Origin of the sequence: Streptomyces sp. S07_1.15 (assembly GCF_020739505.1) — a bacterium.
Classification (GTDB): Bacteria; Actinomycetota; Actinomycetes; order Streptomycetales; family Streptomycetaceae; genus Streptomyces; species Streptomyces xinghaiensis.
In genome coordinates, this window is sequence record NZ_JAJBZK010000002.1 from 128826 (window position 1) to 149668 (window position 20843).

Sequence of the window (20843 nt, forward strand, 5' to 3'; positions counted from 1 at the left end):
GGTCGTAGCGCAGGCAACTGCCCGGCCGCGCTCGGTCGTCCTCCGGGCATGACATCTGCATCGCCTGCCCCACCGTCTGCGCCTCCGCCGAGCCGGCCGTACTGTGGCCATGGCACCACCGCAGGAGACCCGGTAGGCTGCCGCGGCAGCCATGTTCCCGGCCACACCGTGTGCCTGGCCCACCTGGCAGAGGCCGACCGCGCCGCCTACTTGGCAGCCCTGGTCCCTGGGGCTGACCTCGACCACTGCGGTACCCCCTTCACCACGGAGCTGCTGAACCGGTTACTCGATGCCCTGCACGACCCTGCTACCGGACGTCCTCGCCTTGGCACCGCCTGGTTCGGTGGGTCGGTCTTCACCGGTGAGGCCCAGTTCGACAGGGCGACCTTCAGTGACGTCGCCGGGTTCGAGGGGGCGACCTTCGCCCGCGGCGCCGGGTTCGAGGGGGCGACCTTCGCCCGCGGCGCCCGGTTCGTTGGGGCGACCTTCGCCCAGGGCGCCCGGTTCGTTGGGGCGACCTTCAGTAACGGCGCCTGGTTCCGCAGGGCGACCTTCGCCGGCGAGGCCCGGTTCGACAGAGCGGCCTTCACCCGCGGCGCCCGGTTCGGCAGGGCGACCTTTGCCCGCGTCGCCTGGTTCGGCAGGACGACCTTCAGCGACGTCGCCTGGTTCGGCGGGGCGACCTTCAGCGACGTTGCCTGGTTCGACGGAGCGGCCTTCACCGGTGAGGCCCAGTTCGACAAGGCGACCTTCAGTAACGTCGCCTGGTTCCGCACGGCGACCTTTACCGGCGGGGCACATTTCGGCAGGGCGACCTTCACCCGCGTCACCGAGTTCGGCGGGGCGACCTTCAGCGATCTCGCCTGGTTCGACGGAGCAGCCTTCACTGGGGAGGCCCAGTTCGGCGGGGTGACCTTTACCGGCGATGCCAGGTTCGGCGGGGTCCGGTTCGAGGCGGCGGGGCGGCTCGGTCCGCTGGTGTGCGGTGGCACGGTGATGTTGGACGGTGCGGTGTTCGGGGAGCCGGTGACGGTGGAAGCCGCCGCGCGTGCGGTGACCTGTGGCCGTGCCCGGTGGGCCTCGGCGGCCACGCTGCGGCTGCGCTACGCAGAGCTGGACCTGAGTGATGCAGTCCTGGAGTACCCCCTGACGGTCACCGCCCGCTCGACACCATTCACTTCCAGGGGTGACGAGACACTTCTGTCCCACCGGGATTCCGGTGTGCGCCTGATCTCCGTGGACGGGGTGGACGCCGCGCACCTGGTGCTGCACGACATCGACCTCGGCGCCTGCCGGTTCGCCGGGGCGGTTCACCTCGACCAGCTCCGCGTGGACGGCTGGTGCACCTTCGCCACCACCCCCACCGGCGTCCGGCGGCACCGGCTGTTCCCCAGGTGGTGGAGCTTGCGCAGCACGCTGGCCGAGGAGCACCACTGGCGTGCCCGGCGCCCGCGCCCCACCGCGGCCTGGGGCTGGACCCCCGCGCCCCGGGACACCCCCGTGCTGAAGCCGGCCGCGCTGGCCGCGCTGTACCGGCAGCTGCGCAAGTCGCTGGAGGACGGCAAGAACGAGCCGGACGCCGCCGACTTCTACTACGGCGAGTGCGAGATGCGCCGCCACGACACCACCCGCTCCCGGGGCGAACGGGCGCTGCTGACCGCCTACTGGATGCTGTCCGGATACGGGCTGCGCGCCGGCCGCGCCCTGGCCTGGCTGCTGGGTGCCATGACCGTCACCCTGCTCGTGCTGCTGCTGTGGGGCCTGCCGGTGGACGACCCGAAGCCGACCACCACCGGCCGCCAGGTCGCCGTCGGGCAGAAGGTCATGCTGACCACCGACACCCCCGACCCAGTCAACCCCACCGGCCCCTGGCCGGAGCGGGTCACCACCGAGCGGTTCGAGAAGGCGCTGCGCGTGGTGATCAACTCGGTGGTCTTCCGCTCCTCCGGCCAGGACCTCACCACCGCCGGCACCTACACCGAGATGGCCTCCCGCCTCGCCGAACCCGTCCTCCTCGGCCTGGCCGTCCTGGCCATCCGCAGCCGCGTCAAACGCTGACCGTACTCCGTCCGCGCAGCAGCAAGCCGCGCCAGTGGCATGTGAGTGTGACCGGCCCGCCCGTTGGCGGCGATCCTCAAGTTCCTCACCGGCGGCCGCGTTGGTCGGTTCTCTGAAGTTGCTGAGCGGACGTCGGGGCGCGCCAGTGGTGCCGTTTAAGGAATTCGTCGCCATGACTCAGGCTGGCCCCCGTTCCGGTCGAGACCTGCTGGGTTTGTTCAGCCTGGTCACTCCAGCGGCCGCCGGGTGACGGCCGAATACAGGGAGCGGGTGCGTCACCGCTGCTGGTGCGGGCTGCGATCAGCACGGTCCCGGCGCCATGGAGGCTGACGTGTCGGTCGGGGAACGCGGCTCGCAGGTCCTGGAGGTCGTGCGGGGTGAAGTGGCCGGTGAGCACGAGGGCCTGCCCAGTGTCATCAAGGGTGCGGGTGCCTGCAGGCCAGGTGCGGCCCGATGTCGGGCCGTGGTCTCTCGGGGCACCGTCGGCTTCCGCAGTGGCCGCATGGCGGGAGGGTGTGGTGGTGGGCCGGTACATGGGCTGTTTCCCTTTCGTGTTGGGGTCTACAGGTCTGTCCAGGAGCAGGGAGCGGTTCGGCCGTCCAGCGGCTGCCACACCGCGGCTCGCGGCCCGTGGGCTTCCAGGTCCTCCAGCACCGCCGCGCCCAGCGGCACCCGGCGGGCCATGGAGGCCACTAGCGGGTGCTCGGCGGCCATGGCCCGCAGGCTGGCGGTGCGGTTGGCCAGGGCGGTGGGCCCGGCGCCGGTCAGCACGAACAGCACCCGGGGGAAGACGGGGTACCAGCGCTGCCAGGCCGGCCCGGTGGCGGGGGCCTGCTGCATCGAGCGCCGTCCGACCGGGACGGGGGTGTAGGTGTGGAAGCGGGCGTACTCGATCAGCTTGGACGCCAGCCGTTCCGCGGTCATGGTCGCCCGGTCGACCTCGACGAAGGCGCGCAGCTGGACGCGCCGGTCTCCGGCCTCGTGCAGGGTGTAGTGCAGCAGGGCGTCGCTGATCAGCCGCTCGGCGTCGGGCAGCTGGTGGGAGACCTCCGGGGTCCAGTCCAGCGGGCCGTGCTCATCTCCCCGCTCCCGGGCGTCGCGGGCGAACGCCAGGTGGGTACGGACTGCGGTGAGGGTGTGGGCGGTCCGCAAGGAGGCAGCCGTCGCGCTGGTGACCGGGTAGGGCGGGCGGCCGCGCAACTCGGGCCAGTCCCGCGTGGCCCGCACACCGTCCGGCTGCAGGAACCAGGCCCGGGCGCGGGCAGCGCGCGGCAGGGTGATGAAGGCGATCAGGTCCTGCCGGTGCAGCCGGCTGAGCAGCCTCGACAGGGCGCTGCGGTTCATCCCCAGCATCTCTTTCAGCTGGGCGCTGGTGGCCATACGGTGCTGGGCCAGGACGGCCAGGACGCGGTGAGCCGCGCTCTCCTGGGCGGGGGGCGCCGTGTGGCAGGGCGCGGTCGTCATCGGTGAACCCTCTCTGTACGGCGGCCGCCGGAGGAAGGTCCGGGGCCGGCGAGGTACTGCTGGACGTGGGCGGTGTGGCGGCGGGCGGCCTCGGCGAGATCCGCCAAGGGGCGGGCCCCGGCGTTGTCGTCGGCGGTCTGCCGCAGGGCCTCCACCCGGGCGGGCTGCGGGCGCAGGCCCACGGAGGCGAGGTCCTCCAGGGCCGGCCCGCGCAGCTGGAGCGGCCCGACCCGGCTGCCTTTCACGGTGAGCGTCGCGTAGTGGCGGAAGCGGTCCAGCTCGGTCACCAAACCCGGGTCGACGTGGTCGCCCCACTCCGCGGTGATCTGCCGGATGGCCGCGATCGCGCCTGCGGTGACCGTGAGGGTGGAGGAGTTCTGCAGCAGGGAGGCACGCACCGGATCGGACAGCCGTTGCAGGAGCTGCGTCATGCCGTGCAGCCGAATGTTGAACTTCCGCAGCTGCTCCAGCATTTCGGCGATGGACGCCGACGCCGCCCCGTCCAGCGTGATCAGCTCGTCCAGGTAGGCCCGGAACGGGGTGCGGTCCTGCGCAGGGACCTCGCGCCGTGACAGGCCGGCCCGCAGCAGATCCCGGATGAGGAGCGCGACCAGCAGCCGGTCAGTGGGGCCGCTTCCGGCCGGGCAGATCCACACCACCTTCTCCTCATCCATCGCCGACCGCAGGTCGTAGGAGCCCACCGGGCTGCCGAGGAAGGCGCGGGACACGGGCTGCGCGGCCAGCCGGTCCAGCGGGTTGAGCACGACCGGCAGAGCGTCCGGAGGGAGCGCGGAGAAGGTGCTGCGCCACCACGACACCTGCTCGGGGTCGAGGCGTTCGAGCTTGTCCAGGGCCAGCGCCCGGAACGCCTCGTCCGAGAGCAGCGCCCGCACCTGGAAGATCGTGGCCTGCATCTGCGGCGTTCCTTCGGCGCAGGCGGCGGCGTTGAGGGTGGTCAGCGCTTGGACGGCCTTGGTGAAAATCGTGATCGCCCGGGGGGCGGTCACATCGGTCCAGCCCAGCACGGAAGCGAAGCCGTCGACCACGGCCGGCACCACCTCGTGCGGGCGCTGCCCGCGGTCCACCCCCAGCAGGTTCCACGACGCCAGCCGTGCCGCCCGGCCGCCGGCCGCGAGGTCGATGCGCACGACCCGCTCGCGGATCGCGTCATGGGCCAGGAACGGCTCGGCGCGCTGCCAGGAATCCCCGTGCGGATCGACGAACAGCAGACCGCGGCCGGCGTGGGCCAGCCCGACCGCCTGGCACAGAGCCCGCTCCGTCTTGCCCCACCCCGACTTGCCAACCGCCGTCTCGAACAGCGTCTCGTGCTCGTAGGTGGCCACCAGCCGCGGGGCCCGGTCCGCGCTGCGATGCCAGCCCTGCAGAACCAGGTTGCGGTGGCCGGGGGCGAACGAGGGCACCGCGCTGGCGAGCACCGGCAGATGGCAGTGCACCGTCGGCGGCTTCAGCAGCCCCGCCAGCTCCTCCACCCGCACCCAGTTCGTGCGGGGTGCGTGGATCTGCCCGGTGCGCCATCGGTGGTCGAACCCTTGGCGCCACGGCCACCGGTCCGCTCCCAGCCGCCAGGGCCCCACGCGCCAGCCCTTCATCACCAGCCGGGCCGGGCCGTTGAACACATCCAGCGACGCTTCCACCTGCCGCAGCCGGGACTGGGCCCGCCCCTCGATGTCGGACGTGCAGCGCACCAGCAGCTGGACCCGCAGCAGGTGTGCTTCGTCGGTGAGCTTGCCCAGCACCTTCTCCCGCTCGATCCGGCGGGGTGCCGGAGGGAACATCAGCCGGCCTCCGCCCCGTGACCGGCCGGGGGAGAGCGCCTGCGTCAACTGGTAGGTGAAGGAGTCCTCCACATCGAGTGAGTCCTGCCGCACCCAGCGGGCGGCCTGCCGGGCGGCGCGCCGCTCGTTGTGCCGCGCCTCTTCCACCACCTGCCACCGTCTCGCCCGCAGCCGCCACCGGGGCGCCCGCTGCACGTCGATGCAGACCTCCGCGGTGTCGCCCAAGTCGGCGTTCAAGTCCGCGACCGCGTCGACCAGCGGCTGCAGCGGGTCCGGTTCCAGCGGCACCTCCCGCAGGAATGCCGACGCGCGGCCGCGGACGGTGAACTCCGCCCGCACCACGTGCTTCGGGGGCTTCTTCCGGCGCGGCCTTGGCCGCTCGCAGCGCACCGCCTTCGCATACGGCGTCGTCTGCAGCAGCTTCGCCGCACTGGCCGGCCCTTCCACCTGAAACGTCAAGGGCCGTAAGCCGTCGGCCCCGAGCCGGATCCGCACCGACTTCGCCGGCCGGGGCACCCACCACGGGCCCGCGCCGGCCGCCCGCGCGAGCTGCACCCCGTAGCGGAGGATCTCCTCACTGCCGGGGTCGAAGTGGCGCGAGGGCACCAGCTCCACCGCCATCCGCTGCGCCGAGGCCCGGTCGGCAAGCTGGCGCTGCACCACGGCCCCCGCCACGCACACCACGAGCCCGGCCAGCGCCACCACGGTCACGTGGCCGGCGAGCCACCCCAACGCAGACAGCAGCGCCAGGAACGCGTCGAAGGGCAGGCTCCCCGCAGCGGGCCTGTCCGCGGTCAGGGCTGTCACCGTACGGGTTCCCATGACGCCCCTCCTCCCTCAAGTGCGGTACGGCCGGCAGAGGTGAAGCGGATCGTGGCCGGGCGGCCGGCCGTGTGGTTGCCGCCCGGGTCGGTTCCGGCCCACACCAGGTGGACCACGGCCCGGCCCGGACCGCTGGCGGAGCGGGCGATGACCGCTTGGACGCGGACCTGCCGGTACCGCCCGGCGACCGGACCGTCGAAGTAGCCGGGCCAGCGCTGCCGTCCCTCGCCGGTGACATCGGCGAGCAGCACTGCGCAGCCCAGCTGCCGCAGCTCCCGCTCCGTTCCTGGAGGGAGGTCCGGTCTCGAGAGGGAGTCCAGCGCCCGCTGGACGGCCCGGTCCCCGCCGGGGCCCTCACCGGGCGGCGCCAGGGCACCGCTGGGGGAGGGCGCGGAGGGCGCCAGGGAGCCGCCGGTCTCACCGGACGACGGTTCCGGCTTTGGCACTGCCGGTGTGGCCGAGGCCGCCGGCGGGCCCGGTCGTTCGGCGGCTTCCCGGCCCGGGCTCAGCAACAGGCCACCGGTGACCGCCAGGATGGCGGCCAGGATCAGGAGCGCCCGGCCGGACGGGGCGGGTAGCGATCGGCCGGTCATAGCAGGCGTGCTCCTCCCGCGTAGCCGGGCATGGAATTGACCGGGTCTATCCGTACGACCGTCCCGGGACGAGGGGCGTTGATCAAGCGACCGTTTCCGAGGTAGATCCCGACGTGGTGGATCGAGGCGTCGCTGCCCGGCAGGTAGCCGAAGAAGACCAGGTCCCCCGGCCGCAGCGCGCCGAGCCCCGCGGCGGCGGGGATGCGCCGCCCCACCCCGGCCTGAGCGTCGGCAGTGCGCGGCAGCGGGATGCCCACCTGGGCGAAGGCGTAGGTGGTCAGCCCCGAGCAGTCGAAGCCCCGGATGCGTTCTCCGGACCGGCCGGACGGCGAGCAGCAGCTGCCCGTTGACGGGCCGTCGGCGGTGCCGCCGCCCCAGGAGTAGGGCAGGCCACGCTGGGCGAGCGCGGCCCGCAGCACGGTCCGGACCTTCCCCGCGGCCGACCCGACAGGGGACGCTCCGGCCGGGGCCGGGGTGTACTGGTCGATCCAGGACAGCACGTCGGCCACGTAGCTCCGGGAGCGGTTGTAGGCGTACAGGGCCGCTTCCAACTCCCCCCGGTTTCCCAAGTCCCGCCCGCCCTCGCACAGATACACCGCCGCGCCCAGGGCCGCGTCATCAGCGTTGTGGGGGTCGCGCCGCCCGTCGCCGTTCCCGTCCCGCCCTGACCCGGCCCAGGTGGAGGGCAGGAACTGGAACGGCCCCACGGCTCGTTCGAAGGCCGCGTCGCCGTCCCAGCGGCCCCGGTCGCTGTCGGGGAACGCCGTGGTGTTGCCGCCCGCGCCGGACCCGTCCAGCCGGGGCCCCAGGATCCGCGGGCGGACGTCTCCCGCGGCGCTGACGGACCGCCCGGCCGCGTGATTGGACTCGATCTTCGCGATGCCGGCCAGCACCGGCCAGCGCATCCCGGAGCAACGGGGGCTCTCCCGCCCGATGAGCGTGGCCGCCCTCTTGTAGGCGGTGAGCATCCGCGCGGGAATGTCCGCGGCGGTGCCGTCCAGGCCGCTGCCGTCCTGCCGGGCTGCCTGGAAAGCGGCCACCGCTGACATCGTGGCGGCCAGACCCGCTCCAATTCCGATCAGCACCACGAGCACTGCGGCCAGACACCCCCACCGGCCCCAACGCCTGCGGCGGATCCGGGCGGTCACCGGTCCTCACCGTCCCTGCCTCCCCAGCGCGGCTGCTGTTCCCAGGTGGCCCGCTGGGCCTGCATCAAGGCGTCCAGGACGCGGCGTCGTGCTTCCCGCTGCGCCTCCGCCTCGGCCGTCGCGGACGCGCCAGGCCGCGGCTGGCCGGACCTGGCCGGGGAGCCGGACGGCTCGCTGGGGGAGGCCCCCAGGACGACGCCGGCGGCAGTGTCCCGGACCGCGCGCGCCGCGGTGGGGCCGTGCACCCGGGCCGCCACGGCCGCCCGCTGCACCGGGTGGCGAGCGGCTTCAGCCGCGGGCTGCCACTGCCGCCCGTCTTCGCGCAGCGTGTTGCGCGTGACCCGCAGTTGCGTGCGTACATCCTCGGTGAGCCGGCTCGCCGAGCGGCGGCCCGCCGCGGCGGCGGTCGGCAGGCCATAGGTGGCACCGTAGGCCAGGCGTCCGCTCCGGTGGGCGAGGCGGTACCCGCGCAAGCGCACCAGGCGGTTGTGCAGCCGGGTGGACAGCAGGTCCCTCCCGGACTCCGGGTCGTACAGCACTTCCCCCGAGGTCTTGTCGACGACCTTGCCGTCATCGCGGCCGGCGTTGCCTCCCAGGCCGCGCAGCGCGGGACCTTCCCCGCCCGGGCCCGCACCGCCGCCCTCCCGCAGGCGCCGGGCCTCCGCATCCTCAACGGTGGGCCGGCGCCACGCGGCGAGCTTCTCGTCCCCGGGATGCCGGCCGATGAGCAGGGCGTGAGCGCCCAGCAGGGCACCGTGCACGCCGTCCTTGACCAGCCCGGCGGGGGCCAGGCCGCGGCGGGCCTCAGCCGCGGCGTCGCCCAGCATCCGGTCGGCCGGGACCGGGGCGCCGACGGTGTCGGCCAGGGACCCAATCCGGCCCAGCAGGCGCTGCCGCAGCCCGAGGACGGCCGGACGGCCACGGCCGGGCGTCAGCCCACCACCGAGCAGCCCGTCCGAGGCGTAGCCGCCCAGGGCACCACGGCCCCCGTGCAGCGCCAGCGCGGCACCCAGTTCGCTGGTGTCGCCGGGCAGATGGGTACCGCCGACCTTGGCGTACCGCATCCGGACCGCCATGCGGTTGCCGAAAGCGGACAGTCCGGCCAGCAGTCGGCGGTGGAAGGCCAGCCCCATCACCGCGAGGGCGTCGATCAGCAGGAGCCGTTCCACCATCAGGTCGGGGCCATCGGTGAGGATCGCGTCCACGGCGATGCCCAGCAGCGGCAGGAACATGGCGGTGGCGAACATGACCAGCACCGACACCATGAAGATCCCCACCCAGCGCCACAGCACCTGGCGGCTGGGCCCAGGGAGCATGGCCCACACGAAGGCCAGCCCGCTGCAGGCGGCCGCCACCAAGTCGGCGGCCTGAGTGCCGAGCAGTACCAGAGCCATCGCCCCGACGATCGCCGCGACCAGGACGACGGCGATCAGCAGCAGGACCGCCCCGCCCACTCGGTCCCAGGTGGGGTCCGCCGCGTACGCGGCCGCGGCCTTCCCCGTCGTCCCCGCCTTCTCCAGGTCGGTGACGAAACGGTCGAACTGCTGCTGCTCTGGGCTGCGGAACCCCCCGCCCAGCCCGTTGTCGAGCGGGTCCGCGCCGCTGCCGCAGAAGTCCCCGGCCGGACCGGACACCATCTCCTCACAACGGTCTTCCGCCCCCGTCGCAGGCTCGGGCGCGTACTGGCCCTTGACCCACTTCAGATGGGCCTCGTACGCCGCGCGGTCCGCCTGGCCCTCGGAGTTGAGTGTCTGCCCGTACTGCAGCAGCTGGTAGGGCTTGACGACCAGGGCGTTAGTCAGGGCGTCCTGCACCGGCTTAGACACCGTCGAACTGCTGCGGTCCGTATCCGCGCACCCATCGCCATTCCGGCCGGGGGAGCACGCCGCAGCAGAGCCGGCGAAATCGTGGCTGGCGACGGTGATCTGAGCGACCTCCAGCGCGGCCCGGTGGGTCTGGCTGATCGGCCCGTCCTGGCCCAGGAGATAGTCCGGGCGGACGAATGCGCTCGCCGCCAGTGCGCTGATCAGCAGGGTGAGGCCGAGCTCGCCCAGGCCCTGGCCGACCTTCCCCCGCATGAGCAGGATCAGCCCGAACACGAACGCCCACGACAACATCAGGCCTTTCAGCCCCAGGGCGCCGACGACGTGCTGGTTGTAGGAGTCGGCGGCGGTCTGAGCGGGCCCCAGCAGGAGCGGGAAGAGCGGGAAGGAGAAGGTGAAGTCGATCAGCCAGCACGCCAGCCCCACCAGCAGCCGCACCACCGTGAACGCCCCGCCCAGCAGAAAAGCCCGGACCTGGGTGGAGAAACTGAGCGCCGTGCCGCCGTCCGCACCGAGCTCGTAGCCGCTCAGCGGCACACCTTCAACGGTGCTGACATCCAGCGGCGCCAGCAACCCACCGCTCCCGCTCCCGTCCTCGCCGCCGTCGGCCGCCGCCGCAGTCTGGGCGGTGACCGCCCAGAACACGACCGTCAGCAGAGCCAGGAACGCCCCTGGGCGCAGCGCGCTGCCGCCGACTCCCCTGATCACCGCCGCCGCCCCGCAGCCACCCACAGCGCACCGACACCGGCGACCGCCGGCAGCAGCACGACCGCCTCCGCGGCGTCGATGTCAGGGCCCGCGCCGCGCTCCGCGCCGCAGAAGTCGCGCGCTGGACCAGCGATCAGCTCACACCCGTCCAGGTCCCGCGCAACGGCCCTCGCCTCCACGGGCGGCCCGGCCGGGCCGATACCGGCCGGCCGAGGATCGAACACGGCACCGATGTCCGGCAGCAGCATCTCCATCAGCGAGGGCCCGGCGATCCCCAGCACGAGCAGCAGCACGATCAGGAACAGGAACACGGCCGGGGCCAGGAGCAAGGAGGAGTGCCGCCGCCGGGGCCAGGTGGACTTCCCCCTCATCACCGCTCACCCCCCGCAGCGGCATCAGCGCCCTCCTCGCCGGGCGCCGAGCCCTCGGCGCGCCCGTCTGCGGCGGCACCGCCCGGGGTGGTGGTGATCCGGTGCCGGATGCGGGCCACCTCGGGAATGATCACCTTGATCCGCCCTGCCCGCATCCGCGGGTCGCGCAGTAGCATCTCCCCCTCACGGCCGGGCGATCCGACCGGGGAGAGACTGGTGGTCACCAGCCGCAGCAGCTCCTCGTCGTCAGCGTCCAGCCCGAGGTACTGAAGCCCCTTCATCGCCCGCGCCCGGTCGGTGGTGCGCGCCAGCAGCTTGTACGCGATCAGACCGCGGTCGGGGCCGAGCTCGTCCACGTCGTGGGCACCGGCGGCCAGGCCGGCGCCGTGCTTGCGCCCGTCGTGGAGGATCTCGTGGACCAGGGCCGTGCCCTCGGCGGAGGAGGTGAGCCAGTAGCACTCGTCAGTCACCACGGAGCAGAACCGCGCCGGGTCCGCGAACGCCGCCTGCCGGGCGATCGCCGCGATCAGATACAGCACGGCCCGGCCGATCAACGCCTCCAACGGCTGCTGCCACAGCACCTCGGGGGAGGCGAAGGCCTCCCGCGGCGGGAGCGTCAGACCAGTCGTGGTGATGACCACGAGATCCGAGCCCAAATCGGCGTCCAGGCTGACCGGCGGCAGATCGGGATCGAAGACCATCGCGGCCAGCGGGTTGTCCGACACGATCTGCAGCAGATCAGCCAGGGTGGAAGCGGCGTCCTTCCGCGCGGGTGTCCCCGAGAACGCGGTCGCCGCAAGCGCACTGAGCACCTTGGCCATGGACGGCTCCGGATCGGCGGCGGCCTCTTCCACCGCACGGTGCAGCACCGCACCCGAGGCCGACATTGGCCCGATCCCCAGCTGCAGCGTCAGGTAGGACAGGGCGTAGTGCGCGCCGGTCTTGTCCGGAAAGACCCGCAGCGGGTCGATCGACAGCTGGGCCGCAGCCGCGTCGATGACCTGGCAGCGGTCGCTGGCGGCCGTGTGGGCGAAGGCGGCGTACTCCCGGATCGGCGTGCGGTCGATGACGATGGCCCGCCCGCCCCGGTCCACCACCGAAGAGGTCAGCAGCTTCAGCAGCACGCTCTTTCCCGCCCCGAGGTCCCCGACCACCCCAACCGAGGCCGAGGCGTGCTTGCGCGGCGCATCAGCCGGGTTCAGCAGGACCGGCCGTACGGTGCCGCAGTCCAGGTCGATCCCCACCAGTGCCCCGGCCTCATCCCCCAGGCTGGTGTCGGCGAACGGCTGGCACATCGCCCAGTCCTCGCTGAGCTGATACTGCGTGAACTCGCGCGCCGGCGCCGGGCGGGCCGCACCGGGAAGCCCGAGCGTGAACAAGGCCTCCTGCAAGCCGGCCGGGCGCACCGCCCGGTAGTCCCCGCCCGCCAGCAGCCCGGCCAGAGCCCGGGCCCGCGCATCGCACACCGCGGCGGTGGGCCCCCACACCGTCAGCACGGTCACGGCCTGCACCTCCACCTCCACGCCGGAGCGCGAGAGCCGGGCGTCCATCTCTCCCAGATCACCGGCCGCCTCCGTGAGCGAGGACGGCATCCCCGCGGGCTGCGCGCCGTACTGGTCGGCCTGGTCCACCAGCTCCTTCTTCTTCCGCCGCACCGCCTCCTTGGCCCGCTCCGCCGGGACCACCTGCAGATCGACGGTGTAATCGACGGGAAACTCCAGACCCTCCAGCTGGGCGAAGAGATCCGCCGCGCCCGCGGCGACGGCCACCGGCAACTCGGCCAGCGCCAGATGCGCCTGGTAGCCAATCCCCGTCTCGTTCTCCACCTGCAGCCACCGCCGACCCAGCGGCGACGCACCGCCGCGCCACCACCGGCCACGACCGCCGCGGACACCGCTGTCCTCCTCACCGGCCAACGCGCCTTCCGCGCCAGTCGCGTCCTGGCCGCCTTCAACGAGGCGGACCAGGCCGAGGTCGGCGTACGACGGAGAGCGCAACTGCCCGCCCCGCAGACGGCCGGCGAACAGGTCGCTGGTCTCCGCGACGGCCAGCAGCGGTTCCTCCCGCTGCCCGCGGTGGACCGCGTGCTGCACCATCCAGGCGATCTCCGCCGGGCGCGCCGGCCGCAGCTCAACACCGGTGCCCACGGCGGCCGCCAGCCGGTCGGCCTGCCGCTGGTAGGCGGTGACCTCCGCCCGGCTGACCGGGGCGGTGCGCAGGCCCAGTGCCGAGGCGGTCTCCGCCCACAGCGAGCCGAACGTCGCGGACAGGGCAGCCCGCCGCCCCAGGGCGGACAACGGCACGGCCAGCCACACCGTGCGCCGGTGCATCTCCTGCCGCTCCAGCAGATCGAGTCCGGCCTCGACGTGCTCGGACCACGCCGGCGCCGTCTCCAGATCAGTCCCGTCGATCATCTGTGTGGCGACCTCGCCTGCGTCGAGCTGAGCGCACAGCCCGAACAGCCGGGGCGCAGTCCCTGCCAGGGCCCGCACCAGCGCGGTGATGTGGCCCAGAACCTCATCCTGCTCGGCAGCAGGCAGGTAGCGGCCGCCGCGCGGCGTCACCCGCCACAGCGCCCACACACTGCCCGACGTCGTCCACACCAACTGGCCCGCGATATGGCGGATATGCAGGCGCATCACTTAGCTCCTCTTCGCATCGGGGGTATCCAGAAGCCGCTGCAGAGCGGACCGGGGCACAGCGGGCGCCGCAGCCATGGCACGACGGGCCCGCGACGGCCCGCGTCGTCGCCGGCCGGGCCCGCCCTGCGCGGCTCCGGCCGCCTGCACCGGCCCGCCCGAAACGCGGGCCACTGCGGGAGCCGGGGCAGGGTCACCGAGGGTGAAGCCGCCGACCAGCAGCCGCGGCGCACGGTCCCGGGCGGCGCGTCCTCCGATCCGCCCAGCAGCGGGCTGCAGGCACAACCCGAGCCAGCCCAGAGCGGCCGCGATCGGCGCGCGGCCACCGATCCGGGCCCCGCGCACCGCCCACACCGCCATCCCCAGGGCAATGACCGGGACCGGCCCCAGCCACGACCACCACGCGAAGCTCTTGACCAGCACGATCGCGCCGGTGAATGCGACGGTGATCTGCGCCGGCGTATACGGGCCGAGGGGAAGGGTGAAGTCGCCGAGCTTGCCCAGCACCCACGGATGCCGCCGGGCGGAGGTGTAGACCCGGCCCACCCGGGCCCGGGACGTACCGCTCACGACACACTGCCTTCACCGCTGGAAGAGGGACGGGAGAAGGCCGGAGCCGACTGAGCCGGGTCGTTGATCTCGTCTTCGAAGATCTTCGCGAGCGAGTCACGGGAGTTGTACAGCCCAAGGGCGATCACCATGCCCAGCAGCGCACCGATCCCCGCCTTCAGCGACACCCGCCGGATCACCGTGATCACCACGATCACCAGCAACGCCGCCTGCAGGCCGCTGTCCGCCCAGTCGCCGACCGTCCCGATCAGGGAATCGCCGAGCCGGTCCAGGTCCCCGGCCAGGACCAGCATCGGCGTCATCGGGCACCTCCAGCCGCCGGCTGCAGCGCGGCGACCTCCCAGCGGCCACCGCGCGCACTCATCCGCAGCCGGTACTCCAGCGGCCACACCCCCGCGGCGTCCTCAGCCTCCAGACGCACCCGCACCCGGGCGCGCACACCGTCGTCGGGAACGTGCTTCGAGGCCTCCCGGTCGGCGGCCACCTGCCGCAGCTCCACCCGCTTGTAACCCCCGGCTGCGGCCAGACGAACCCTCGGCGCGAGGTACCGGTCCACCGTCCCCGCGTCGGCCAGGTAGGCCGCGAAGAACTCCTCAAGGCTCTCGGCCAGCGGTCGGCCAAGCTCCACCGGATGGCTCTCGACGGGCTTGGGCACCGGCAGCGGGCCGGGGGCCGCGACGCGGGCGGGCCCGCCGGAGACGGTGAACTGACCCTGTCCGGAGGCGAGGACGGGCACGGAGAAGTAGCGCACCGATGCGTTGGCGTACTGCGCCGCCAACGTCACCGACCACTCGCCGTCGCCCAGCCGTCGGCTGTGCACGGCCGCCACCCGATCCAGCCCGGCACCGGCGGTGGCGTCACTGCCGCCCGGGCGCGGCAGCTCCACCTCCGGGGCTATCGAGCGCACCACCACCGCGGACGGACTGTCCTGGTCGCGGTCGTCCGCGCGGAGCCAGGCGGCGAGGAACACCTCTGCCCAGCCCGACGGATCGGCGGCCGCCGCGGTGGCTGGGGGAGCGGGGCGGTGGTGCGCGGCGCGCTGGGCCGGTGTCTGGGGCAGCGTCAGGGTCAGCGCCAGAGCGGCCGGTCCGGCCGCGAGGGCCGTCCACACCGCGCACCGGCCAACCGCCACCCGTCGGCTCGCGCGAGCCAGTCGCTCAGCCGAGGCCGGATGTGGGCTGGGTGGCGCCGGTGGCGCCACCCAGCTTCGCAGAGCACGTGGAGGCATGGCAGGAACTCCCGGATCGTTAGAAGGAATCGACCCCCTCAGCAGATCTGGCGCCGGTAACCGGCCCGCTGGCCATCGCCCCTGACCACGATCACAACCACGTCACCATCGCTGGGCCGGCCCTCCCGGTCACGTCCGTGGTCGCACCTGACCACAGGCCACTGGGCTGACTATGACTACGCGGATCCGCTCTGAAGCGACCGGCGAGCTGAGGAAGCACGACAGCCTCCGGGCGCGTTGGATCGTTCTACGCTGGCGCGATGGGGTTGGGCATAGAGGTACTGATCGTGGACTGGGCGCGGGTGGAAGCCGCGGCACCCAGCGACCGGGACGACCTGCTGACCGACGCCGCGTTCGGAGAGGACGACGACCTCTTCGCGCACGGCTGGACCTGGCCCGCGCAGCCGGGTGAGGACTGGTACGGCAGGTACGCCTTCCGCCACGCATTCGGCTCGTACAAAGCCCACTTCTGGGCCGGCGAGCGCTGGGAAGACATGCGCGCATTCGTTGATCCCGCGGTGCGTGAACTCCTGGATCCCTTCACTGACACCCTGTTCTGGCACGGCCTGGAGGACACGACCAGGTCCGCCTCCGGCCTCCCGGACCGGCCCTACGTCTGGGACGCGGACCTGCTCCTGTGGTGCCCGCCCGACTACCTTCCGCATCTCGCCGGCTGGTGGCGGAAGGCCGCACCCCACCTGAGCGGGCTGCGCGAACCCTTCACCCAGCACGCCGCGCAGCCCAGCGGATGGATCACCACCTTCGAGGTGTTCGCCGACTTCCTCCACGACTGGGGAGAGGTCGTCACCGAGGCGGAGCGCCGCGGCTGGGGCATCGTCGGCGTGCGCTGCTGACCGCCACCAGGACTCACCGCGCGCATCGCAGCATGTGTCCGGGCAGCGTCCCTTTGCCCAACGGCGTGCCGATGCCCGCAGGGCCGCAGCCAAGGCATGGTCGTACCGAACGCCACCTGCGGATTTCCCTTTCAAGGGAACGATGTACGCCTGTCTGAACGACGGGCCTGCCAGAGACCTTTTTGGTGGTGGTCAGCCGTGGCCGCTGCAGTCGTCGTCACAGTGGCAACTCGCAGCCCAGTGCGCTGATGACGAGTCGCTGTCCCAAGCGGAGTGGGGCGCTACCCCCTCGCTTCGTCCAAGATCACGCCGCGCAGGTTCACGCCGTCCAGGTTCACGCCGCGCAGGTCCGCAACACGCACGTTCGCGAAGCTCAGGTGCGCGCCGCGCAGGTGCGCGCCATGGAGGTCCGCGAAGCGCAGGTCCGCGAAGCGCAGGGCCGCGTTATCCAGATCCGCGTTATCCAGATCCGCGTCATCCAGGTCCGCGCCGTCCAGATCCGCGCCGCGCAGGCTCACGCCGCCCAGGTCCGGGCCGTGAAGGTCCGTGCCGTTCACGTCCGTGTCGTCCAGATCCGCGCCATCCAGGTCTATGTGGGCGGTGCTGTCATGGGAGGGGTTTCGGCTGCCGAGTGCGGTGAGGGCCGCTTGGATGTCGCTGGTCGGGTTCTCGGGGGTGTTCGTGCCTGGTTTCGGTTTCTTGGCGTGGTTGCGGATGTAGGTGGACAGGACGTTGATGATGGAGGGCTGGTCGCGGGGGGAGTCCTCCATGATGCGCTGCAGGGCGTAGATGCCGCCCAGGCGTACCTCCAGGGAGTCCTCGCCGATGTTGCCGACGGCGGCGTTGTAGCGGTCTGTGACCTGCCCCTCGCGGGTGAGGGCGTGCTCGTTGTCGACCTGCTGGATCGACAGCCAGGTGAAGACGATCACGGCGAGGGTGCCCAGGGCGGCCAGGGTGCCCGCGGCCTGCTGGATGCGCGTCCACCGGTCCGCCGACGCGGCAACAACTGCCTGCCGGGCGGCGGGAGACACGGGCGCGGGGGTGCGGCGGCGTCGGCCTGGTGGGCGGGACCCGATCGGAGCGGCAACGCGACGGGGCGCGGTGCGGGTGCGGCGACGGGTGACCCGTTGCAGACGAGCGGCGCGGCCGGAGCGGCGGGGCGGTGTGGCGGCCATGAAAACGTTGATACGGGCGACAGGCGACCGATGCGCCCAAAGTTGCGAAGCTGTAGCAGCGCGTTGGTGAAGGGGAGAGGTTGGCCGGCCTGAGAGGTCGTTCTCTTTCGAACCTCATGTGCGTTTTCTGCCGGTCGGACATGAGATCGCAGTTGTCGCGGGAGCCTTGGTCCATTGTTGGCCGAGATGTCGCAGGGGTGGCGGATGCCGTCGATGCGGGCATCGTCGTCGCTGCGGCGGACAATGCCCAGGATGACTCCGAGGTACTGGTCGGTCCAGTTGGTGAGGTGGCCGGTGTAGTCGCCATCAGCCCAGATGTGCGCCAGGCCCGTGCCGAACAGGCGACGTTCGACTTGGTCGACACCTCCATCACACCCGGTCCGCAGGCCCCCTCCTCCACTGTGTCGGAGACGTCCTACGGGACTGGTGCGGCACTCTCCGCTAGCCTGTGCTGAACATTTCCCAAGCTTGAGTCGCTTCGGTCGCTGAGAGGAGTTTCCATAGTGTCTGACCTGCGGATCTCCTCCAGCGACTCAGCGCCTCCCGCCCAGTCGCTACCTGATGGCAGCCCGGTGGAGACCGCCTTGTGGTGCGCGGCGCGGGGTTGGCCCGTGCACCCCCTGGCCCCGAAACGCAAGACACCGGCCGCCAACTGCCGTACCTGCAGGGACACTCGGCACAGCCCGCGCGGTTGCGCCTGCCTCCGGCGGGGCCGGTGGTGCCACGGTTTCCACGCCGCGACCACCGACCCGGAACGGATCCGCGCCTGGTGGAGCCGGCAGCCGCTCTTCGGTGTCGGCGTGGCGTGCGGGCCCGCCCGGCTGGTGGTCATCGACATCGACGCGCACCAGGCGCCGCTGCCCGACCGCGGGCGCCTGCTGCCGGGGATCGCCATTCACGACGAGGTCGATCTGCGGGGCCTGCGCCACGGCTTCCACAGCCTGGCACTGCTGGCCGCACTGCGCGGGCAGGCCGATCCCGCCGAGGACACCAACACCCTGCGGGTGCGCACACCGTCGGGCGGCATGCACGTCTGGTACGAGGCGGCCCCCGGCCAGCCCTGGCGCTGTTCCACCGGTTCGAGCGGGCAGCGGGCGCTGGCCTGGCAGGTGGACGTTCGGGGCGAGGGCGGCTACATCGTCGCTCCGGGCACGGTCACCGACGCGGGCCCCTACACCCCCGTCGGGCCCTGCCGCCGCCCCGCGTCGCTGCCGCAGTGGCTGGCAACCGAACTCGCCAGAACGGGCCACCTCCCGGCCGCCGTTCCCCACCCCGCCCGGCCTGCCGTTCCCGACCGGGGACGGGAAGCGGTCATCGGTGCCGGCAGTGGCCGCGCCGTGGCGGGCCGGACGCTAGCCACGGTGCTCGCCGCGGTGGCCGACTGCGCCGCCGTCGCGGAAGGCGCCGGGTTCACCGACAAGCTCAACCGTGCCGCGTACACCGCCGGAGGGCTGGTGGCCGCTGGCCATGTGGAGGCCCGGTCGGCGGAGGCCGCGCTGCTGGCAGCGGCCGAACACGCGCGGCCCGGGCAGGAACGCCGGGCCGCACTCATCGTCCGGAGCGGGATGGCCGCCGGTATGCGACGTCCGCTCGTGGTGGGAGAACGTACGTGAACGACACTCCGGGAGACGGGCTGTTCGACCCGATGGAGGTGGCCCGGCAAATCCTCCAAGGCCCCGCGCCCACCGCGGCGAACCAGCCGACAGTGCCGCCCCAGGGCGCCCGTCCCACCGCGCAGACCGCAACGGTGACGGAACACGGGCTGCTCCCCGACAGCCTCAGCGACCGCGGCAACGCCAAACTCTTCGTGCAGCTGTACGGGCGCGACTTCCGGCATGTGCCAGGACTGGGCTGGTACCGCTGGAGCGGCCACCGCTGGGAGATCGACGAGGACGACAAGGTCCTCTGGGCGGCCGGCGAGATGGCCGAGACCCTCGCCGAGACCGACCCCACCGGCCGACACCCCGCCTCCTCCCTCCGTCGGCACCGCCGCCGCGCCCTGTCGACCTCCGGCATGAAGGCCATGCTGATGCAGGCCAAGGCCGCACCCGGCATGGTGCTCAACGCGTCGCTGCTGGACGCCGACCCGTACGCGCTGTGCACACCCGACGGCGTAGTCGACCTGAACACCGGCCTGCTCCAGTCACCCGACCCGGAGAAGCACTGCCACTCCCGGGCCACCACGGTCGCGCCCAAGGACATGCCCACGCCGCGCTGGCAGCGGTTCCTCACCGACACCTTCGGCGCGGACACCGAGGGCCGGCAGATGATCGACTTCCTGCACCAGCTGCTGGGGTACTCCATCACCGGGGACGTCGGTGCGCAGATCATGCCGTTCCTCTACGGGCACGGGAAGAACGGCAAGAGCGTCCTGCTCGACGTCATGGTCAAACTCCTGGGCGACTACGCCGACGCAGCTCCGCCCGGCTTCCTCATGGCCCGCCCTTTCGAGGGCCACCCCACCGACCTCGCGGAACTGCACGGCCGGCGCATCATCGTCTGCTCCGAACTCAAGCCCGGCGACCGCTTCGACGAGGCCCGCGTCAAGCTGCTCACCGGCGGCGACCGCATCAAGGCCCGCCGCATGCGCCAGGACTTCTTCAGCTTCAACCCCACCCACAAACTCTGGCTGCTCGGCAACCACCGCCCCGAGGTCGGCACCGGTGGCTACGCCTTCTGGCGCCGGATCCAGCTCATCCCGTTCGAGCGAGTCGTGGCCGACGACCGCAAGGTCGACAACCTCGCCGACGTCCTCGTCACCGAGGAAGGCCCCGGCATCCTGCACTGGCTCATCACCGGAGCCCGCCGCTACCTCAACGGCGACCGCGACCTCACCGGCCCGCAGCGCGTCCGCGTCGCCACCACCGCCTACGCCGAAACCGAGGACCACACCGGCCGCTTCCTCACCGAGTGCTGCACCCTCGACCCCGCCCACCGGGCCGAGCAGACCAGCCTCTACACGGCCTACCGGGACTGGTGCCAGCTCGAAGGGGCCAACCCGGTCTCCTCCCGCGCCTTCGCCGCCCGTGTCCGGGACACTGTCGGTATCGCCACCCCCAAAGAGATGATCTTGTCCAACCAGCGAAAGTACTACCCGGGCATCGGCCTCAACGCCGAAGTGGGAGAGACCTCATGAGCGCCCTCATCGAACCCGAGCAGCTCGCCCACGAGAACGAGCTGGTGTGGCTGGAGGACATTAGCACCCTCGACTACGTCCGCCAGAGCCTGGAGCGGCTCCCCACCCGCCGCGGAAGGCCCGCCTACCACCGCGATGGCCGCATGGTTGGTTACGCACTCCTCGGCCCCGAGGCCCGCTCCTCCCGCGCCTCGGGCACCTTCCTGCGCCGCGTCTTCTGGCTGCTTCCCCACGACCGCGACGGCCAGCCCGACGGCCTCTACGCCTCCGGGGCCCCCTCCGAAGCTATCGATCCCCGGACCGTCGCCCCTGGCGTCAAGGGCTACAAGACCCAGCGCTCCGAGGGCGGCCCGCCGTCCGATGCGATGAGAGAGCTGGGCATAACGCTTCCCAAAGGCTGACGGTTCCGCCGCTGCGGGGCGGTGACCCGGCGGCGGCAGACAGCTCCTGGAGGCGTC

The 20843-nt window shown here is 72.5% G+C and carries 17 protein-coding genes; 6 read left to right on the top strand and 11 right to left on the bottom strand.

Features of this window, described 5'->3' with window-relative positions; genetic code table 11:
* Window positions 1-168: 168 nt before the first annotated feature.
* Complete coding sequence (locus LIX60_RS31215; protein WP_308102169.1) at window positions 169-2058, top strand: pentapeptide repeat-containing protein; 1890 nt, start codon at window positions 169-171, stop codon at window positions 2056-2058.
* 561 nt (window positions 2059-2619) lie between these two features.
* On the opposite strand, the gene LIX60_RS31220 is transcribed toward LIX60_RS31215, so the two are convergent.
* The 10 genes from LIX60_RS31220 to LIX60_RS31265 all read right to left on the bottom strand — a co-directional run bounded on the left by LIX60_RS31220 (window position 2620) and on the right by LIX60_RS31265 (window position 15124).
* Entirely contained in the window at window positions 2620-3522 is a 903-nt protein-coding gene (locus LIX60_RS31220) for a replication-relaxation family protein (protein ID WP_227963102.1), read from the bottom strand.
* Complete coding sequence (locus LIX60_RS31225) at window positions 3519-6140, bottom strand: ATP/GTP-binding protein (protein ID WP_227963103.1); 2622 nt, start codon at window positions 6138-6140, stop codon at window positions 3519-3521. Before LIX60_RS31225 ends, LIX60_RS31220 begins: the two co-directional genes overlap by 4 nt.
* Entirely contained in the window at window positions 6122-6733 is a 612-nt protein-coding gene (locus LIX60_RS31230) for a hypothetical protein (protein WP_227963104.1), read from the bottom strand. Before LIX60_RS31230 ends, LIX60_RS31225 begins: the two co-directional genes overlap by 19 nt.
* Entirely contained in the window at window positions 6730-7782 is a 1053-nt protein-coding gene (locus LIX60_RS31235) for an NlpC/P60 family protein (protein WP_227963127.1), read from the bottom strand. Before LIX60_RS31235 ends, LIX60_RS31230 begins: the two co-directional genes overlap by 4 nt.
* Before the next feature lie 95 nt (window positions 7783-7877).
* Entirely contained in the window at window positions 7878-10412 is a 2535-nt protein-coding gene (locus tag LIX60_RS31240; protein WP_227963105.1) for a hypothetical protein, read from the bottom strand.
* Window positions 10409-10783 carry a hypothetical protein gene (locus LIX60_RS31245; protein WP_227963106.1) on the bottom strand — a complete coding sequence of 125 codons (375 nt, stop codon included), beginning with the start codon at window positions 10781-10783 and terminating at the stop codon, window positions 10409-10411. The genes LIX60_RS31240 and LIX60_RS31245 overlap by 4 nt, the downstream gene beginning before the upstream one ends.
* Entirely contained in the window at window positions 10783-13422 is a 2640-nt protein-coding gene (locus tag LIX60_RS31250) for an ATP-binding protein (RefSeq protein WP_227963107.1), read from the bottom strand. Before LIX60_RS31250 ends, LIX60_RS31245 begins: the two co-directional genes overlap by 1 nt.
* A 3-nt stretch (window positions 13423-13425) precedes the next feature.
* Window positions 13426-13992 (bottom strand): hypothetical protein, encoded by a 567-nt coding sequence (locus tag LIX60_RS31255; RefSeq protein WP_227963108.1) that lies wholly within the window; start codon window positions 13990-13992, stop codon window positions 13426-13428.
* A complete protein-coding gene (locus LIX60_RS31260) occupies window positions 13989-14294 on the bottom strand; it encodes a hypothetical protein (protein WP_227963109.1) in 306 nt (101 codons plus the stop codon). The genes LIX60_RS31255 and LIX60_RS31260 overlap by 4 nt, the downstream gene beginning before the upstream one ends.
* Window positions 14291-15124 carry a conjugal transfer protein gene (locus tag LIX60_RS31265; RefSeq protein ID WP_227963110.1) on the bottom strand — a complete coding sequence of 278 codons (834 nt, stop codon included), beginning with the start codon at window positions 15122-15124 and terminating at the stop codon, window positions 14291-14293. Before LIX60_RS31265 ends, LIX60_RS31260 begins: the two co-directional genes overlap by 4 nt.
* A gap of 356 nt (window positions 15125-15480) precedes the next feature.
* Here LIX60_RS31265 and LIX60_RS31270 point away from each other — a divergent pair, with 356 nt between their 5' ends.
* Window positions 15481-16074, top strand: a complete 594-nt coding sequence (locus LIX60_RS31270; RefSeq protein WP_039824569.1) for a hypothetical protein — start codon at window positions 15481-15483, stop codon at window positions 16072-16074.
* Window positions 16075-16355: 281 nt separating this feature from the next.
* Here the strand turns inward: LIX60_RS31270 and LIX60_RS31275 are convergent, their stop codons facing one another.
* A complete protein-coding gene (locus LIX60_RS31275) occupies window positions 16356-17105 on the bottom strand; it encodes a pentapeptide repeat-containing protein (RefSeq protein ID WP_227963111.1) in 750 nt (249 codons plus the stop codon).
* Between the two features lie 341 nt (window positions 17106-17446).
* Here LIX60_RS31275 and LIX60_RS31280 point away from each other — a divergent pair, with 341 nt between their 5' ends.
* The 4 genes from LIX60_RS31280 to LIX60_RS31295 all read left to right on the top strand — a co-directional run bounded on the left by LIX60_RS31280 (window position 17447) and on the right by LIX60_RS31295 (window position 20786).
* On the top strand, window positions 17447-17704 hold the full coding sequence (locus tag LIX60_RS31280; protein ID WP_227963112.1) for a hypothetical protein: 258 nt from the start codon (window positions 17447-17449) through the stop codon (window positions 17702-17704).
* A gap of 156 nt (window positions 17705-17860) precedes the next feature.
* Entirely contained in the window at window positions 17861-18862 is a 1002-nt protein-coding gene (locus LIX60_RS31285; protein ID WP_374118009.1) for a bifunctional DNA primase/polymerase, read from the top strand.
* A gap of 32 nt (window positions 18863-18894) precedes the next feature.
* Window positions 18895-20385, top strand: coding sequence for a phage/plasmid primase, P4 family (locus LIX60_RS31290; RefSeq protein WP_227963129.1), 1491 nt, complete (start codon window positions 18895-18897; stop codon window positions 20383-20385).
* Window positions 20382-20786 carry a DUF6009 family protein gene (locus tag LIX60_RS31295; protein ID WP_227963113.1) on the top strand — a complete coding sequence of 135 codons (405 nt, stop codon included), beginning with the start codon at window positions 20382-20384 and terminating at the stop codon, window positions 20784-20786. The genes LIX60_RS31290 and LIX60_RS31295 overlap by 4 nt, the downstream gene beginning before the upstream one ends.
* The last annotated feature ends 57 nt before the right edge of the window (window positions 20787-20843 follow it).

Excerpts from the sequence above, each read along its gene's own strand:
- LIX60_RS31220 (WP_227963102.1), bottom strand. The coding sequence starts at position 3,522 with ATGACGACCGCGCCCTGCCACACGGCGCCCCCCGCCCAGGAGAGCGCG.
- LIX60_RS31225 (WP_227963103.1), bottom strand. The coding sequence starts at position 6,140 with ATGGGAACCCGTACGGTGACAGCCCTGACCGCGGACAGGCCCGCTGCG.
- LIX60_RS31230 (WP_227963104.1), bottom strand. The coding sequence starts at position 6,733 with ATGACCGGCCGATCGCTACCCGCCCCGTCCGGCCGGGCGCTCCTGATC.
- LIX60_RS31235 (WP_227963127.1), bottom strand. The coding sequence starts at position 7,782 with ATGTCAGCGGTGGCCGCTTTCCAGGCAGCCCGGCAGGACGGCAGCGGC.
- LIX60_RS31245 (WP_227963106.1), bottom strand. The coding sequence starts at position 10,783 with ATGAGGGGGAAGTCCACCTGGCCCCGGCGGCGGCACTCCTCCTTGCTC.
- LIX60_RS31250 (WP_227963107.1), bottom strand. The coding sequence starts at position 13,422 with ATGCGCCTGCATATCCGCCATATCGCGGGCCAGTTGGTGTGGACGACG.
- LIX60_RS31260 (WP_227963109.1), bottom strand. The coding sequence starts at position 14,294 with ATGACGCCGATGCTGGTCCTGGCCGGGGACCTGGACCGGCTCGGCGAT.
- LIX60_RS31270 (WP_039824569.1), top strand. The coding sequence starts at position 15,481 with ATGGGGTTGGGCATAGAGGTACTGATCGTGGACTGGGCGCGGGTGGAA.
- LIX60_RS31290 (WP_227963129.1), top strand. The coding sequence starts at position 18,895 with ATGGAGGTGGCCCGGCAAATCCTCCAAGGCCCCGCGCCCACCGCGGCG.
- LIX60_RS31295 (WP_227963113.1), top strand. The coding sequence starts at position 20,382 with ATGAGCGCCCTCATCGAACCCGAGCAGCTCGCCCACGAGAACGAGCTG.